This is a genomic window from Flavitalea plasmicola (assembly GCF_030546645.1).
Classification (GTDB): domain Bacteria; phylum Bacteroidota; class Bacteroidia; order Chitinophagales; family Chitinophagaceae; genus Puia.
In genome coordinates, this window is the sequence record NZ_JAUOTO010000003.1 from 182,617 (window position 1) to 198,169 (window position 15,553).

Consider the following 15,553-nt stretch of genomic DNA (forward strand, 5'->3'; position numbering starts at 1 on the left):
CCTGGTCACTGGGGATATAGCTCCCGGCTCCATTTCCCGAGCTTTTCCACCAGTTCCTCCAGCTTCACCGGCTTGCCGATGTAATCATTCATGCCTGCATTCAGACATTCCTCTTCATCGCCCTCCATGGTATTGGCCGTGAGGGCGATGATCACAGGCTGCGATCCGGCTGTTTCACGTATGAGACGAGTCGCCTCCAGTCCGTCCATTTCAGGCATCTGGAGGTCCATAAAGACGATGTCATACGCCTGCTCCAATATGAGATACACGGCTTCCCGGCCATTGGCCACCAATGTGGGCGTATAGCCCAGCTTCTGTAAAATATGTTGTATCACCTGCTGGTTGATCACATTATCCTCGGCCACCAGTATCCGCAGCGGATGCTGCTTCGACATATCGGATGGCAGCCTGGTCTGGAACGACGTACCGCCGGCGGCCTGCGCCGGGCGTTTCTGCAGGGCCGCAAGGATATTGCGGTACATCAGCTGCTGTTTGATAGGCTTCGTCATGATGGCGCTGAAGAGCTTCATATGCGCCTTCTTATATTCGTCCCCAACGGAGCTGAGCAGGATAATGGGCAGGTCGGGATGCTTATCACGGATGCTTCGTGACAGCTGTAAACCGTCCATATGCGGCATCTGCATGTCTGTCAGCACCAGGTCATAGTCATCCTCTTTTGCCAGCAGGGCTAAAGCTTCCACGCCGGACACGGCCGGCACGGGTACCAGGTTCCAGTATTCCAGCTGGCTCTGAAGGATCGTGCGGTTGGTCTGGTTGTCGTCCACGATCAAGACCCTCCGGCCTGCATAAGCGGAAAGGCCATTGCTGGTGTAATTCGGCACTACTCCTGCGCCTGCCTGTGTAAGGATGGTAAAAAAGAAGGTAGATCCATTGCCTGGCCGGCTATCCACGCGGATATCCCCTCCCATGAGCTTGACCAGCTTGTCGGAGATGGCCAGTCCCAGGCCTGTACCTCCGTACTTGCGGGTAGTGGAAGTGTCCACTTGTGAGAATGCTTTGAAGAGGCGTTCGTGCTTGTCAGCCGGAATCCCGATGCCCGTATCCTTCACCTCGAACTCCAGCTGCATGGAGCCGTCCTGGTAGGTGCCGGCATTACGCACTCTGACAAAGATCTCTCCTTTCTCCGTGAATTTCATAGCATTCCCAACAAGATTGGTAATGACCTGTCGCAGGCGAAGGTCATCTCCCCGTATAAACATCGGCACATCCCTGTCCACCTGGTACAGAAGCTCCAGGTCCTTTTGTGCTGCCCGCATGCTGAAAATATCCAGTATATGCTCGATACTGTCATAGAGATTGAAGTCCTCATCTTCCAGCTCCATGCCACCTGATTCGATCTTGGAAAAATCCAGGATATCATTAATGACATTCAGCAGGGTCTCTCCACAGGTGGCAATGGTCTCTGCATACGTCTTTTGCTGTGAGGTGAGGTTGGTCTCCATCAGCAGGGAAGACATCCCGATCACTCCATTCATGGGGGTGCGGATCTCATGGCTCATCGTTGCCAGGAAAATGCTCTTGGCCTGGCTGGCTTTCACGGCTTCCTGGCGGGCTTTTTCCGCATTCAAATAGGCCTGCTCCAACATTTGCTCATTTTTCTTTCGTTCTTCATGCAGTATCGCCTCCTTCTGCATTCTGCCCATTTCCACCGCCTGGCGGATCTGGATAGCTCCGCTTTTTTTCAGCTGATAAGCCCATAGCCCGCAGATGAAAAAGACGATCCCTGCCAGCACAATATGTATAATGAAGGTGGAAAGGTCCAGGTATTCCAGCCGGGTGAAAAAGATACGATCGTTGCCTGAAAACTGTAAATAGTCGAACACTGCGTGGTGCAGAATAACAAAGATCATAATAGGTATCTGCAACTTCCAGTTCTGATAGGTGATAAGGATAGCGCTGCCGATAAAAGCAAAGAAATGCATCTCGAAAAGACCATGCATCTGGTAGATGTATTGGGCCATAAAGATGGCAATGACCAGGCTCAGGACGTATTGATAAAGGGTCGAGTCGGGCAGCAGAAGCTTGACGGAATAGTAGGCCAGCAGCGATAGCCCTCCCACGCCCCAGGCAATGGTCCAGGTATCGAACCAGGGGGCGAAAACGAGACCGGCCACGAAAAAGCCGGTCAAAAAGAAATTCATAAGCACGTCAGATCTCCGTTTCACCTCCAGGAGGTAATGGGCGGCCTGTTGATGGAGCGCTGAGTCTGCAGGCAAGGTATTAAATAAGGGTGTCATTGCGTACAGGTCGGAAGTTTACAGCCATATGCCTTCAAGGCCATGGGATCAAAAATGGGATGAAAATTATGGTGCAGCAGGTCTTCCATGGCGAGCCTGGCATAGCTGCTTTTTTCATCCGTGCAGTACCGGTTGCGGTTATAATTGCCCCTGTAAAATAATTCACAGTTCGAATCCAGGATCACGGCCTGCGGGGTGGAATAAACGCCACAGGCGGCGGCGATCGATGAGTCCCTAAGAACAGTCACGACTTCCGGCAGATCAAACCGCTGCCGGATCCCGGCAGGTGTATATTTTTCATGGGTCATCAGGACCATTGCAAAATCCGCCTGTTGTTCGTATCGTTTCACCAGATCTCTGAAATGCGGAACATTAAAACGGGAACAGGGACAATCGGGATTGAAGAAATGCAGGAACAACGGCTTGCCTGACGGCAGCGCTGCGAGGGCGCTCCGCGACAGGTCGACCTTTGTACCCGCTGCCACCGGATGATAGTTGGCGGGAACAGGGGTAGGTAGCGCATATACCCATTCGCTTCTCCAAAAAAAGCCTCCAATAGCCGTAAGCAACAGGATCAACCAGGCTATTACTATCCCTTTTCTCATATGAATCATTTCTTTAAAATAAGGACGCAGATAAATTGCCCGACTTTAAATAACGCAGGATGCAACCCCTTTATTAGGTATAAACCCCTAATTATTTTAGGTTGGCGGTAGATAATTTTACTTAAAATTATAATTTGAACAGCTCGAGGACGTTGAATAGTTACCATCAACCTGATCCTTAAAACCTGACCTGATTGCAACACCTGTTAAAAACCAAAGCGCTTATACTTTTAAGCGTACTGCTGCTATTGACGGCCGGCGTTCCGCTGCCGGCGCAATCCCGTGCTCAGGCAACTACCGATAGTATGCTTCTCCGGCTGAATGCAGCCGGCTACCGCCTGCTGTATACCAACCCGGACAGTTCGATCTTCTATAGTCTCAAGGCCCGGCAGAGGGCGGAAGAATTGCAGGATGGGCTGGCGCTGACAAAGGCGCTGGACCACCTGGGATATGCGTATTATGTCAAAGGATCTTATGAGCAATCATTGAAATACACCATCGGCGCCCTGGCCCAGGCTGAAAAGATCGGCGACAGGCCAGGCCTGGCTTCTGCTTACAATGGAATAGGGCTGATCTATCTTGGGCATGATCAATATGACCTGGCGCTACAGGAGTTTCGCCGGGCCGTTGACCTGGCAGGCGCCGACGGAGATTCATCTCATATCGCACCCTATCTTTTTAATGCCGCCATTTGCTTCGAGCAGACCGGTGAGTTCGCAAAAGCGCTGAGCTACTTCAACAGGGCCCTTGTTTCCGACAGAGGGCATCATGTTTCGCTGATGTCCCTCAACAGGCTGGGAGAGACCTGGCTGCACATGAAGCAATATGACACGGCGGTGCGGTACTACCGGCGTCTGCTGGCGGACCCCCGGTCACAGGACGACACCTGGGAAAAAGCATTCGCTTATGCAGGCCTGGCCCAGGTGTCTTCCGCCCGCGGGCAACATGATTCGGCCATCATCCAGGCCAGGCTAAGCCTGGCTTTTGCCCAGCAGATCCACGCAAAATGGGATGCCGAACGTGCGGCCAGGATACTGGCGGACAGCTATGCGGCCCTTCACCAATATCAAAAGGCCCATGAATACATGGTGATAGATAAGATCTATAATGACAGCCTTTACCATGACAGCCGGGAACAGATAGTCAATTTCCTGAAATTACAGCAAAGAGAAAAAGAGAACCAGCTGCTGAAAGATCTTTCCGGACAGGACCAGAAGACCATTCAATTGCGGACCGTGCTGCTGACGGGCGCCTGTTTCCTGGCTGTGCTGCTGATAGGTCTTGCCCTGCTGTTCTATCGTAACTACACCGTGAAGAGCAAGCTGAACCAACAGCTGGCCACTTCCAATCAGCTGAAGGACCAGATGTTCTCCGTCATCAGCCATGACCTCCGCAGCCCTATGGCGGCCATGCAGCAAATGCTGGAGCTGATGAAGGCGCGCAACCTGCCCGAGGAAGAAAAGAACAAGCTCTATGACCTGTTCTACAAACAGGTGATCCTCAACAACAACATGTTGAACAACCTGCTCCAATGGGTCTCCACCCAGCTGGCCGGGCCGGGCATCGTGGCCAGGAAAGAAGAGGTGGATCCCTCACAGATCATAGAAGAGGTGCTTTCCGTATATACCTACCTGGCCGGACAGAAAAAGATAAGTATGGAGAATGAGATCAAAACAGGGATGACCATCCGGGGGGATAAAGAGCAGTTGAAGATCATCTTCCAGAACCTCATCGGCAATGCCGTCAAGTTCACTCATCCCGGCGGCACCATCCGGCTTTTTCATACGCTGGAAGATCATACCGTCACGCTTCATGTAAAAGACAATGGCGTAGGGATCCCCGCTCCGAAGCTGGCGACGCTCCTCGACCATTCGGGACCTTCTCAATCCACCTACGGCACTGCCAGGGAAAAAGGAACGGGCATTGGACTCTTCCTCGTCCGGCAATTCGTAGAGCACAATGACGGAAAGATATTTATCTCCAGCACCGAGAACAAAGGCACCGAGACCTGTATCTCCTTTGCCTGCGTCGGACTGAAGGAATCTTAAACGGACAATTATGGTGGCCAGACGAATTTATCTTAACTTGTTGTCTGAAAAACCCTATAAAGTTTGCCATCATGACATCCAGAAGAGAATTTATCCGCCATTCCGCCCTTGCCTCTGCCGCAGCAGTTGCAACACCGGCCAGTACTTTTGCCATCCTTCATAAAGACCGTCAACCTGAGGATATCCTCGCCGGCCACGGCTCCCACACCTATAAGGTAGACAAGGGCTGGGCCAGGATCAGCATCAATGCAAACCCCCTTTCCAATTGCCATGAGATGGTGCAGGACAGCAAGGGCCGCCTCATCATGCTGGGCGATTGCACCATGAACAATATCCTCATCTTCGATAAGTCCGGCAAGCTGCTGGATTATTGGGGCAATTCCTTCCCCGGCGGACATGGTCTGACCCTCTCCAAAGAGGGAGGGGACGATTTCCTGTTCCTCACCGACTGTGGCTGGTACCAGGACAGGACCGGCGCCACTAAACGCCAGGCCGGGCAGGTGATCAAGACGGATCTCACCGGCCGCCTAATATTTGCCATCGGCCATCCCAGGACCATCGGCGTCTATAAGGACGATGAATATTTCCAGCCCACTGAGACGGCCGTGGCGCCGAATGGAGATATCTATGTAGCGGACGGCTACGGCTCCGACTATATCATCCAATACAATGCCAGGGGCCAGTATATCCGGCATTTTGGCGGACACCACAATGCCAACCCGGAGCACAACCTGGTAAATGCCCACGGTGTTTGTGTCGATCTCCGGGATAAGGACAAGCCCACGCTCATCTGCACTTCCCGTGAAGAGAATTGCTTCAAGGTCTTTACGCTCGACGGAAAATTCATTCGTCGCATAGACCTTCCCGGTATGTATGTCTGCAGGGCCGTACCCAGCGGTGAACATATCTACGCAGGCATCTGCTGGTCGAAAGACGCCAATGGCAAAAGAATAGACGGAGATTCTGGCTTTGTCACCATCCTCGACGGAGCCAATAAAGTGATCTCGAACCCGGGAGGCGAAGCACCCGTCTATAAGAACGGCGTGCTGCAGCCGACCCTAAAGGCTGCCAATACCGTCTTCCAGCATGGTCATGATGTATGTGTGGACGATGATCAGAACCTATATGTATGCCAGTGGAATGCCAATCACACCCCTCCGGTGAAATTAACCCGTGTTTAAATGCTGGTGGCGGCATTAATAGTATTGTCCATCCTTTTTAGAAGATTATCTATTTCCCCCGGAAGCGCTTTCTGCTATTTTTGGCGTCGTAAAACTTGCCAATGCGAAAAGCGCGTAACATCCTGCCTGTTCTTTTTCTTTTGTTTAAGGCCCTGATCACTGATGGACAACAACCGCCGTTGCGAACCTGGTATGACCAGCCCGCCCGCCAATGGGAAGAGACCCTGCCCCTGGGCAACGGCCGGCTGGGTATGATGCCGGACGGCGGCATTCTCCGGGAACATATCGTGCTGAATGACATTACGCTGTGGTCCGGCGCTCCGCAGGACGCAAATAATTATGACGCATATAAAAAGCTGCCTGAGATCAGGCAGTTGCTGCTGGCGGGAAAGAACGAGGAAGCGCAAAAGATCATCGACCAGTCCTTCATCTGCAAGGGAAAAGGATCGGGAGGCGCTAACTGGGGCTGCTTCCAGACGTTGGGAAACCTCGATATCACGTTCCAATACGAAGACGCCCACTACACGCAATACGAGCGGGAGCTTTCCCTGGACGAAGCCATTGCCCGTTGTCACTACCGGATAAATGGCGTCACCTATACGCGCGAATATTTCACCAGCTTTGGCGACGATGCTGCCTTCATCCGGCTAAAGGCCGACAAGCCGGGACAGCTCAATCTGCGACTGACGATGAACCGGCCCGAGCGGTCCAGTCTATCCACTGAAGGCGGCACCTTGCTGATGCAGGGACAGCTGGACAATGGCATCGACGGCAAAGGCATGCGATACCTTGCCCGCGTACAGGCCCGTCTCAAAGACGGGCAGCAGACGACAGATGACACGGCCATCACCATCCGTAATGCCACGGAAGTCATCATTGTTCTATCCGCTGGCACCGACTGGAAGAATCCTGGTTTTCAACGGCATATCCGGTCCATCCTTGCCCAGGCCTGGAACAAATCCTACGCTGCACAGAAACAGCAGCATATCGTCCATTACCGGAAGTTATTCGACCGTGTCAGCATAAGCCTTGGCGGACCGATGGCAGACAGCCTTCTCACCACAGACCGCCGTATCGCAGCATACCATGAAAACCCCGCCATGGATAACCAAATGGCAGCCTTGCTCTATCAATTCGGCCGTTATCTCTCTATCAGCAGCACCAGGGTAGGCCTGCTACCACCCAACCTGCAGGGACTCTGGGCCAACCAGACGCAGACACCCTGGAACGGCGATTATCACCTGGACATCAATGTGCAGATGAACCATTGGCCTGTGGAAGTCTCCAATCTCTCCGAGCTGGACCTTCCATTGAAAGACCTTGTGCAGGGGATGATCCCCAATGGCCAACGCACAGCCAAAGCCTATTACAACGCAGAAGGCTGGGTAGCCCATGTCATCACCAATATCTGGGGCTTTACCGAGCCCGGGGAAAGCGCATCCTGGGGTGTGACCAAATGCGGCTCCGGATGGCTCTGTAATAACCTCTGGGAACATTACGCATTCACCAATGACAAGAAATACCTTGCCAGCGTATATCCCATCCTGAAGGGATCCGCACAGTTCTACAACAGCATGCTGATCACGGAACCAACGACAGGATGGCTGGTGACGGCGCCATCTTCTTCGCCCGAGAATTGGTTCATATTGCCCAATGGCAACCATGCCAGTATCTGCATGGGACCCACTATCGACAATCAGATCATCCGGGAGCTTTTCACCCATGTCATCACGGCCGCAGAAATACTTGGCATAGACCAGCCTCTGCGGGATACCCTGACTGCCCATCTAAAAAACCTTCCTCCGCCCGGACGCATTGCAAAGGACGGCCGGCTGATGGAATGGATGGAAGATTACAAAGAGGTGGAGCCGCAGCATCGCCATATCTCCCATCTATATGGCCTCTACCCGGCCAGTCTTATAACGCCGGAGACAACACCCGATCTGGCAGCGGCCTGTAAGAAAACACTGGAAGCAAGAGGGGACGATGGTCCCAGCTGGAGCATCGCTTACAAGCTGCTCTGGTGGGCAAGGCTGCACGACGGGAACAGGGCCTGCAAGCTATTGCGCGAAATGATGAAATCCACGTTAAAGACCGATATGAACTATGGCGCCGGAGGAGGTGTTTATCCCAATCTGCTTTCGGCAGGCCCTCCCTTCCAGATCGACGGCAATTTCGGCGTTGCGGCCGGTATTGCCGAAATGCTGCTGCAAAGCCACGCGGGCTTTATCGAGCTGCTGCCGGCGTTGCCCGATGCATGGAAGGCCTCCGGAAGGGTACATGGGCTGAAAGCCCGCGGCAATTTTACGGTGGATATGGAATGGAAGGATGGCAGGATCACGCATTACCGTATTGGTTCGCCGACGCCAGGGAAAGTCAAAGTGAAGGTCAATGGAGAGATGAAGGAGATGGTAGCGGAGATCAACTAGCCTTTATAGAAACCCTTATTTTTTACCTAAAATCGGCTAACAGGGACATATTCCGGCCACTAAAATAACAAAGATAGGCAGGCGTTTATAAGCGGGGTATTATGCCCCTCTGTAAAACCGTACCCACATGCACATTGAAAACGGATCCTGGGAGACCTTCAAGCCCGAGATCAGATGTAAGGTCTGTGGCCATACCCTCTATTCCACCGACTGGGGCAACCACCAGATCACCTATCATTGCTCTTCTCCCGAAGCGCGTTTCTGGGATTTTCACCGGGGGACACCCGATCAGCACAAAGCAAAGGAACATTGGGACCAGTCCAAAGAGGAAATATTCTTCAACGAAGACCTGCATGCCACCGGCTGACGAATTACCGTCACTTCTTCATTTTTAACCGGGTCGCCACCAGCTCCCCGATCTGCTTGCCCATGCGGTTGCTGACCACGGTGCTGTACCGGAAATGTATGCCCCCGAAGAAACGGGAATCCATCGTCTCCAGCGCCGCTTCGCGGAATGAGGAAAAGGATCGCTTGTTGATGCCGAATTCCAGCTCCGTCGTATCCGTATAGGAGAAATTGTCGCCGAATACGCTGGTGAGCGCCTCCGAAGCCGCAGCGGAAATAGTGCAATGCCCGCAGGTGTATTCCGGGAAAGGCGGCGTTTGCAGATGCGGCCGCCAGTTGGGATCAAAATATTTATCGATCACCGTCTCCGGCCGGGCGGTGTTATAAATGTATTTTACATTCCAGCATTGAATAAAAGCATCGAACAGGGCAATAGCCGTCTTCGCATAGGCCGTTGCGGTAGTGGGAAGGTCCGCCTTTGCTTTCTCGGCTGCAATACCGGTGATGCTCATCCAATGCCCGCCCGGCGAGAATTTTTTAGTGCCGAACATAAGATGTCCGGAAACATTCAGCTTGAAGGGGTTGTCGTCCCAGAATTCGGCGATAAAGGATTCTTCCTGCGTCAGACTATCTACCTTGTTCTGGATCAATTTCACTTCCTTATAGTAAGGGCTATTCTTATCGGTGACGTTGAAAGGCAGGGGAGGCGGGGGAATGAACTGGTCGATGCTGTCCATCACCACATACCGGATCGTGCTCCAATGTGGCTCCATGGCAGAGGCATAAGCAGGAGGGGTGGGGACCCAGCGACCCGGAGAATCCTTCACCGTATATTCCGGCGCACCTCTTGTCTCCAGGTATCTATCTTTTTTGCTCCAGCGCATGATGGCGGCGGCGACCGTATCAGCATAAGCGAGAGAATTACTGTACATGTCGGCTGGCATGCCGTGCTCCTTCGCCATTTTTTTCAGGCTGTCCGTATATGTACGCATGCTGCCTTCCGGGAAGGTCACCGCCTCCCCCAGCTTGCAATAGGCCAGCAAGGCGGCAAGCCCGTAATTGATCTTTTCACCGGCCGCCGGAGCCGGAACGGTTCCCAGGCCATGCAGCTGGCCGCCCAGCGAAGCATATTCCTTAGGATGGCCCGCGGCGATCACTTCATAGCCGGCGATGGCTGCATATAGATAATTCCTGGATGCTATGATGGGGCCAAAATTGTTTCCCATGACCACCGTGTTCAGCTCGTGAACGGTATTGGAGTAAAGGAGCGGGTTGTTGAATATCTTGTCATAATCGTCCGGAGTATGGCATCCGGTGATGAAGACAATGGAACAGCACACAACGGTAAGGTTGTGTCTGAGGCAAACAATGGGATTTCGCATCTGGCAAAATAAAGGAATTTCGGGTAATGTCTCAATTCTTTTCCCGGGCACCGGATTTGCATTATCTTTCCTAAACATTAACCATGAACACACAGGAAATTGCCAACCGGCTGGTAGCACTGTGCCGGGAAGGAGAGTTCGAAAAAGCGCAGAAGGAGCTGTTTGCCAAAGATGCCGTCAGCATCGAGCCTTATGCCACGCCTGATTTTCAAAAGGAAACCAAGGGACTGGATGCCATTATCGAAAAGGGGGAAAAATTTTCATCCATGGTAGAAAAATATCATGATATGCAAGTTTCGGAACCGCTGCTGACTGAGAACTCTTTTGCTGTCAAATTGTCCATGGACCTTACGATGAAAGGAAAAGGCCGCATGAATATGTCGGAGCTTTGCCTCTACCAGGTGAAGGACGGAAAGATCGTTTCCGAGTCCTTTTCAGTATAGTGCGGAATATTATCCGCTGATTGTTGATAAATTGCCATATGAATAATTATGACGCTATCGTCGTCGGCTCCGGTATCAGCGGAGGCTGGGCCGCCAAAGAGTTATGTGAGCTGGGTTTGAAGACGCTTGTCCTTGAAAGAGGACGCAATGTTGTTCATCTCAAGGACTATCCCACCGCCAATATGCGCTCCTGGGAGTTTCCGCACAGGGGGCAGATGCCCAGGAGCTTTGCAGATGAAAATCCCCTCATTACCCAGGCCGCGGGGTTCGGCGAGGATACGGCTCACTTCTTCATCAAAGATAAAGACCACCCCTATGTACAGGACAAGCCGTTTGAATGGATCAGGGGCTACCAGGTAGGGGGCAAATCCCTGATCTGGGGACGTGCCTGTCCAAGGTGGAGCAGCAATGAATTCATCGCTCCCGCAAGGGATGGTTATGGTATTGAATGGCCGATCACCTATGACGAGATAGCTCCCTGGTATTCCCATGTAGAGATCTTCTCCGGCATCTGTGGCAACAAAGATGGCATCGAGGCCATGCCGGACGGGGAATACCTGCCGCCTTTCGAATTCAACTGCCCGGAAAAGGAACTGAAAAGGAGAATAGAGGCGAAATATAAGGGACGCTATTATATTCAGGGGCGCTGGGCGCAACTGACCGAAGCAAAGGAGATCCACCTGAAACAGGGAAGGGGAAAATGCCAGGCCAGGGACCTCTGCATGCGGGGATGTCCATTCGGCGGGTATTTCAGTTCCGTCTCCTCGACGCTGCCCTGGGCGCAGAACACAGGCAATCTCACCATACGGCCTTTCTCCGTCGTGCATTCCATTATCTATGACGAAAGAAAAGGCAAGGCCGTCGGCGTAAAGGTCATCGACGCCAACACAAAGAAAGAAGAGGATTATTATGCGCGGGTGATCTTTATGAACGCTTCCGCACTCAATACAAACCTGATCCTGCTGAATTCCACCTCCACCCGCTTCCCCAATGGGTTTGGCAATGACAATGGCCTCCTGGGAAAATACGTCTGCTTCCAGAATTACCGGGGCTCTGTGGGAGGGGATATCGAAGGTTTCAGGGACAAGTATTATTATGGCCGCCGCACGACGGAATGCATGATGCCCAACTTCCGGAACCTGGGAAAGAATGATATGGATTTTGTCGGTACTTATATGGCATTCTCCGGCTGCTACCGGGAAAGAGGCGGAGAGCCTCAGGGCCCCGGCATCGGCGCCGGTTACAAGACATCCATGAGCGAACCCGGCGGATGGGGCATGTACATGTATATGCAGGGCGAGACGGTGCCTAAAGAATCGAATCACGTATCGTTAAGCAAGGATAAAAAAGATCAATGGGGCATTCCCTTATTGGTGACAAACGTGGGCTATGACGACAATGACGAAAAATTGCTCAAAGACTTCCTGACACAAAGCAGTGAGATGCTGGACAGCTGTGGGGTGAAGAACATTCGTCAGTATGATAATCACTGGGCGCCGGGCAGGGATATCCACGAGATGGGGGGATGCAGGATGGGCAAGGACCCAAAAACCTCCCTTCTGAACGGGCATAACCAATTTCATCAATGTAAGAATGTGTTTGTCACCGACGGCGCCTGTATGACGAGCACTGCCAACCAAAGCCCCTCCATCTTATACATGGCGCTCACCGCCCGGGCCGTCCACCATGCAGCGGAAGAAATGAGGAAAGGGAACTTATGACGGGCTGTTCATAACCCCGATGTTACTCCCATTCCAATCGGGGAAGAGTGCCCGGTCATTGTCGAGGTGCAGGTGCTTATCCGCCACTTCGCTGAATACAGCCCTGAAGTCCGTGGTGACGGCGAGGTCACGACCGTCCTCCAGATTTTCCACGGCCAGCGTTTCCACCTTACCGTGAACCAGGCCACCATTGACATCATTGCCCAGGATGAAATTGCAGGATGCGCGGCCATGGTCCGTTCCTCCCGTACCATTCTGCCGGACCGTCCTTCCAAATTCAGTCATGGTCATCACCGTGACGTCATCCTGGTAAGCCGAGAGGTCAGTCCAGAAGGCCGTGATGCTATTGCTAAGGTCGGTGACATTACGGGCAAATATGCCATTGGCCGCCCCCTGGTTAAAGTGGGTATCCCATCCGTTGGATTCTGTAAATGCGATCTCAAGGCCCACGTCCATTTTTACCAACTGGGCAATCTGTTTTAAGGAATTTCCCAATGGTGAATTCGGGTATACTGCGTTGTTATCCGGCTTGTAATTCCGCGTATCCGCTTTTTGGAGCATCTTCATCGCCTCGAAGCTTTCTTTACCCGTGTCTTTTAGCAGACCAGGCGAGGTCTGGTCATACAGGTCCTCAAAGCTGCTGGCTACCTTCCCAGCCGCAGCAGGATTACCCCTCATCTGGATGGCAAAATCCTGCAGATTGCTGATGGCAACCGAAGGGTTGTCCCCGTAAAAACAACGGGGCAGGGCAGAGGTGATACTGACAGCCGTAAAGGGCGTGAGGGCATCATGGCCCAGCAGACCTACAGCCCTGTTCAGCCATCCGCTGGCAGTGCCTTTATTGAAAGGCGTACCCGACTCCATATAATCCTGGGCATCGAAATGGCTGCGTGTATTGTTGGGTGATCCGATGCCGTGAACGATGGCCAGCCGTCGGTCCTTAAAGAAGGGCAGGAAAGATTGCATTGCCGGGTGCAGGCCGAACCTGCCGTCCAGATCGATCAAAGGGCTGGTATTGCCGCCCTGAGATGCAGGGATGAATAGGGTAGGCCTCGCCGATTGCAGGTAAGTGTCGGTGAACGGTGTTACGGCCATCAATCCGTCCATGGCGCCTCTCTGAAAGATGCACACCATCACTTTCCTTTTCTTATAAGGCCGCACGATCTTGTCACTGGCGGCAGCTTCTGCAAGAAATCCCGGTATGCCGCCCATGAGACCTACGCCCAGCAAAGTCAGACCGCCTCCTTTTAAAAATCCTCTTCTCGTGACCATATTTTACAGTTTTAACGTCGTTGATATTCCGGTGAACCAATAATAATACCCACCACCTGTGCGGTCGTTGCCGGCGCTATCGGCGCCGGCGCCGGTGGCGACATCGTTTCCTTCGTGGTCATCCTTTCCGGTCCTGCCAGGTCCTCGTTGACCTTGTTGCTGGCCGCGTTTACTTTTTGCTGCAGGGCGGGGTCATTCAGCATCGGTGTCAGCCGCCGGATCGTCTGGTCCAGGTCCCTTTCCGGCATGATGAGCTTACAGTAGGCCACCAGTGCTGCCTGGGCGCTCTCCGGTTCGTGGTTGTTGTTGAGAACGGCCAGGTCAAAGGTCACCCCGGGAATGCGATCGGTTGCCAGGGCCAGGCCAAAATTCATACGATTGAGCAGCGATCCCGTATTTATCCAATACTGGCCTTTGTCAGGGAAGCCGGTCGGCGCCTGGTAGAAATACATTTTCTCTCCCATGCGTGTTACCCAATTATACAGCTGGAAGGGTTGGTCGATCCTGGCCCGGAGGCTGCGGACGGCGCCAATGGCCAGCTCGAAAGGGGACTTCGTTTTCTCCCTGATAGCAGCAGCACTCCAGAATTCCGGCGCGGAGACCATGGTCGTCAGCACATCACGGATATCTCCGTCTTTGTCCAAAAAGGTTTTGGACATCTTATCTATGAGTGAGGAAGGCGGATTGTCGCTGACGAAGCGAACGGCTAGTTTCCGGGAGATAAACCGGGCAGTGGACACATGGTGCGCCAGCATCTCCAGCAGCTGCATGCCTTCTTCATAACCGCCGTCAGGTCCAAAATGCCTGCCTAACACCACTTTCTCGCCTTTGTCATGCCGGTTGGCGGCAAACAGGAAGTCGCCTTCGTGTACAAAACCTTGTCTTTCCAGCTTGTCATCGCCCATCCTGTTCATTTTTTCCCCGGCGGCCTTGCCATTTTCCCCCATAGGGTAGACCGTCCAACCTGTCAGTACCCTGGCCGCCTGTGTAACGTCCTGCTGCGTATAGCCACCGTCGACGCCTAAGGTATGCAGCTCCATCAGTTCGCGGGCATAGTTCTCATTCAGCCCCTGGGCTTTCCGGGGTCCGGCGTTCCCTGGTTTGGCTGCGTCCATCGGACCGCTGCTGGTGAAATTGTCCAGATAATACAACATGGCTGGTGAATGGGCGGTGGCTTTCAGCAAGTCGCCGAATTTGCCCAGCGAACCCCGCCGTATGACATCCCGCTCATACACGGGGATGAATGCGGCACAGTCATTTTTGGTAATAGAGACATTGAAATGATTGAACCAGAAGTCGGTCATGACCTCCCTCAGCTGGTTATCGGAATAGGCCGCCCGTAGGATCTTCTGGCAATAGAGCTGACGGAACAGCTCCTGCTCCGGCTTATAACCTTTCTGCTGCATATAATTTTTCAAAACTTCCCGGTAAGCTTTCTGATCCGTCTTCACGGAATCCTTATCGATGAAGCCGTCACGCACCGCCATGCGGAGTAATTGCCCATTCCTGGGAAAGGTCTCGGCTATTTGTACATTATTCAGCTTAAGTGCATCGTATGGCTCCAGCATCTTTTGAAGCGAGTCGTCGGGAAGTGATCCTTCCAGCTGCTGGCGGAACCATTTTTCCAATCCCATCTTAACGACCTCATCCACCTGTCCGGGAGTGGCCCCATAAGAAAAACGGCTGATCAGGTGCGCCGCTGCCTGTCGCTCGGTAAGTCCTGCCTCCCGGTAGGGAAAACGATGGGGACGGTGTCCCCCTAAAAAAGATGATAGCAAAATGGCCCCGCCGAAGATAGGTAAGGCCAGACGTAGGAATTTGGCGGTTGCGTTCATAACAAATGGATAAGAAATGAATACGCCGGTTCGC

The 15,553-nt window shown here is 52.9% G+C and carries 11 protein-coding genes; 6 read left to right on the forward strand and 5 right to left on the reverse strand.

Annotated features, from left to right (window positions below; all coding sequences use genetic code 11):
• Positions 1–5: 5 nt before the first annotated feature.
• Positions 6–2,258, reverse strand: coding sequence for a response regulator (locus Q4E93_RS10800; RefSeq protein ID WP_303585063.1), 2,253 nt, complete (start codon positions 2,256–2,258; stop codon positions 6–8).
• A complete protein-coding gene (locus Q4E93_RS10805) occupies positions 2,255–2,863 on the reverse strand; it encodes a DUF6436 domain-containing protein (RefSeq protein WP_303585065.1) in 609 nt (202 codons plus the stop codon). Before Q4E93_RS10805 ends, Q4E93_RS10800 begins: the two co-directional genes overlap by 4 nt.
• A gap of 194 nt (positions 2,864–3,057) precedes the next feature.
• Here Q4E93_RS10805 and Q4E93_RS10810 point away from each other — a divergent pair, with 194 nt between their 5' ends.
• The 4 genes from Q4E93_RS10810 to Q4E93_RS10825 all read left to right on the forward strand — a co-directional run bounded on the left by Q4E93_RS10810 (position 3,058) and on the right by Q4E93_RS10825 (position 8,888).
• Positions 3,058–4,911 carry a sensor histidine kinase gene (locus tag Q4E93_RS10810; RefSeq protein WP_303585067.1) on the forward strand — a complete coding sequence of 618 codons (1,854 nt, stop codon included), beginning with the start codon at positions 3,058–3,060 and terminating at the stop codon, positions 4,909–4,911.
• Between the two features lie 71 nt (positions 4,912–4,982).
• Positions 4,983–6,092 (forward strand): NHL repeat-containing protein, encoded by a 1,110-nt coding sequence (locus tag Q4E93_RS10815; protein WP_303585069.1) that lies wholly within the window; start codon positions 4,983–4,985, stop codon positions 6,090–6,092.
• Positions 6,093–6,193: 101 nt separating this feature from the next.
• Positions 6,194–8,521 carry a glycoside hydrolase family 95 protein gene (locus tag Q4E93_RS10820; protein ID WP_303585070.1) on the forward strand — a complete coding sequence of 776 codons (2,328 nt, stop codon included), beginning with the start codon at positions 6,194–6,196 and terminating at the stop codon, positions 8,519–8,521.
• A gap of 127 nt (positions 8,522–8,648) precedes the next feature.
• A complete protein-coding gene (locus Q4E93_RS10825) occupies positions 8,649–8,888 on the forward strand; it encodes a recombinase zinc ribbon domain-containing protein (protein ID WP_303585072.1) in 240 nt (79 codons plus the stop codon).
• A 10-nt stretch (positions 8,889–8,898) separates the two neighbouring features.
• Here Q4E93_RS10825 and Q4E93_RS10830 read toward each other — a convergent pair whose 3' ends face one another.
• Complete coding sequence (locus Q4E93_RS10830; protein WP_303585074.1) at positions 8,899–10,248, reverse strand: vanadium-dependent haloperoxidase; 1,350 nt, start codon at positions 10,246–10,248, stop codon at positions 8,899–8,901.
• 83 nt (positions 10,249–10,331) lie between these two features.
• Between Q4E93_RS10830 and Q4E93_RS10835 the strand changes: the two genes are divergently transcribed.
• Positions 10,332–10,691, forward strand: coding sequence for a SnoaL-like domain-containing protein (locus Q4E93_RS10835; protein ID WP_303585076.1), 360 nt, complete (start codon positions 10,332–10,334; stop codon positions 10,689–10,691).
• Positions 10,692–10,729: 38 nt separating this feature from the next.
• Positions 10,730–12,412, forward strand: coding sequence for a GMC oxidoreductase (locus Q4E93_RS10840; protein ID WP_303585078.1), 1,683 nt, complete (start codon positions 10,730–10,732; stop codon positions 12,410–12,412).
• Here the strand turns inward: Q4E93_RS10840 and Q4E93_RS10845 are convergent.
• Both Q4E93_RS10845 and Q4E93_RS10850 read right to left on the reverse strand, forming a co-directional pair.
• On the reverse strand, positions 12,407–13,684 hold the full coding sequence (locus tag Q4E93_RS10845) for a DUF1501 domain-containing protein (RefSeq protein ID WP_303585080.1): 1,278 nt from the start codon (positions 13,682–13,684) through the stop codon (positions 12,407–12,409). The two genes, Q4E93_RS10840 and Q4E93_RS10845, sit on opposite strands and share 6 nt — an antisense overlap.
• Before the next feature lie 11 nt (positions 13,685–13,695).
• Positions 13,696–15,519 (reverse strand): DUF1800 domain-containing protein, encoded by a 1,824-nt coding sequence (locus Q4E93_RS10850; protein WP_303585082.1) that lies wholly within the window; start codon positions 15,517–15,519, stop codon positions 13,696–13,698.
• Positions 15,520–15,553 lie beyond the last annotated feature (34 nt).

Excerpts from the sequence above, each read along its gene's own strand:
- Q4E93_RS10800 (WP_303585063.1), bottom strand. The coding sequence starts at position 2,258 with ATGACACCCTTATTTAATACCTTGCCTGCAGACTCAGCGCTCCATCAA.
- Q4E93_RS10805 (WP_303585065.1), bottom strand. The coding sequence starts at position 2,863 with ATGAGAAAAGGGATAGTAATAGCCTGGTTGATCCTGTTGCTTACGGCT.
- Q4E93_RS10815 (WP_303585069.1), top strand. The coding sequence starts at position 4,983 with ATGACATCCAGAAGAGAATTTATCCGCCATTCCGCCCTTGCCTCTGCC.
- Q4E93_RS10820 (WP_303585070.1), top strand. The coding sequence starts at position 6,194 with ATGCGAAAAGCGCGTAACATCCTGCCTGTTCTTTTTCTTTTGTTTAAG.
- Q4E93_RS10825 (WP_303585072.1), top strand. The coding sequence starts at position 8,649 with ATGCACATTGAAAACGGATCCTGGGAGACCTTCAAGCCCGAGATCAGA.
- Q4E93_RS10830 (WP_303585074.1), bottom strand. The coding sequence starts at position 10,248 with ATGCGAAATCCCATTGTTTGCCTCAGACACAACCTTACCGTTGTGTGC.
- Q4E93_RS10835 (WP_303585076.1), top strand. The coding sequence starts at position 10,332 with ATGAACACACAGGAAATTGCCAACCGGCTGGTAGCACTGTGCCGGGAA.
- Q4E93_RS10840 (WP_303585078.1), top strand. The coding sequence starts at position 10,730 with ATGAATAATTATGACGCTATCGTCGTCGGCTCCGGTATCAGCGGAGGC.
- Q4E93_RS10845 (WP_303585080.1), bottom strand. The coding sequence starts at position 13,684 with ATGGTCACGAGAAGAGGATTTTTAAAAGGAGGCGGTCTGACTTTGCTG.
- Q4E93_RS10850 (WP_303585082.1), bottom strand. The coding sequence starts at position 15,519 with ATGAACGCAACCGCCAAATTCCTACGTCTGGCCTTACCTATCTTCGGC.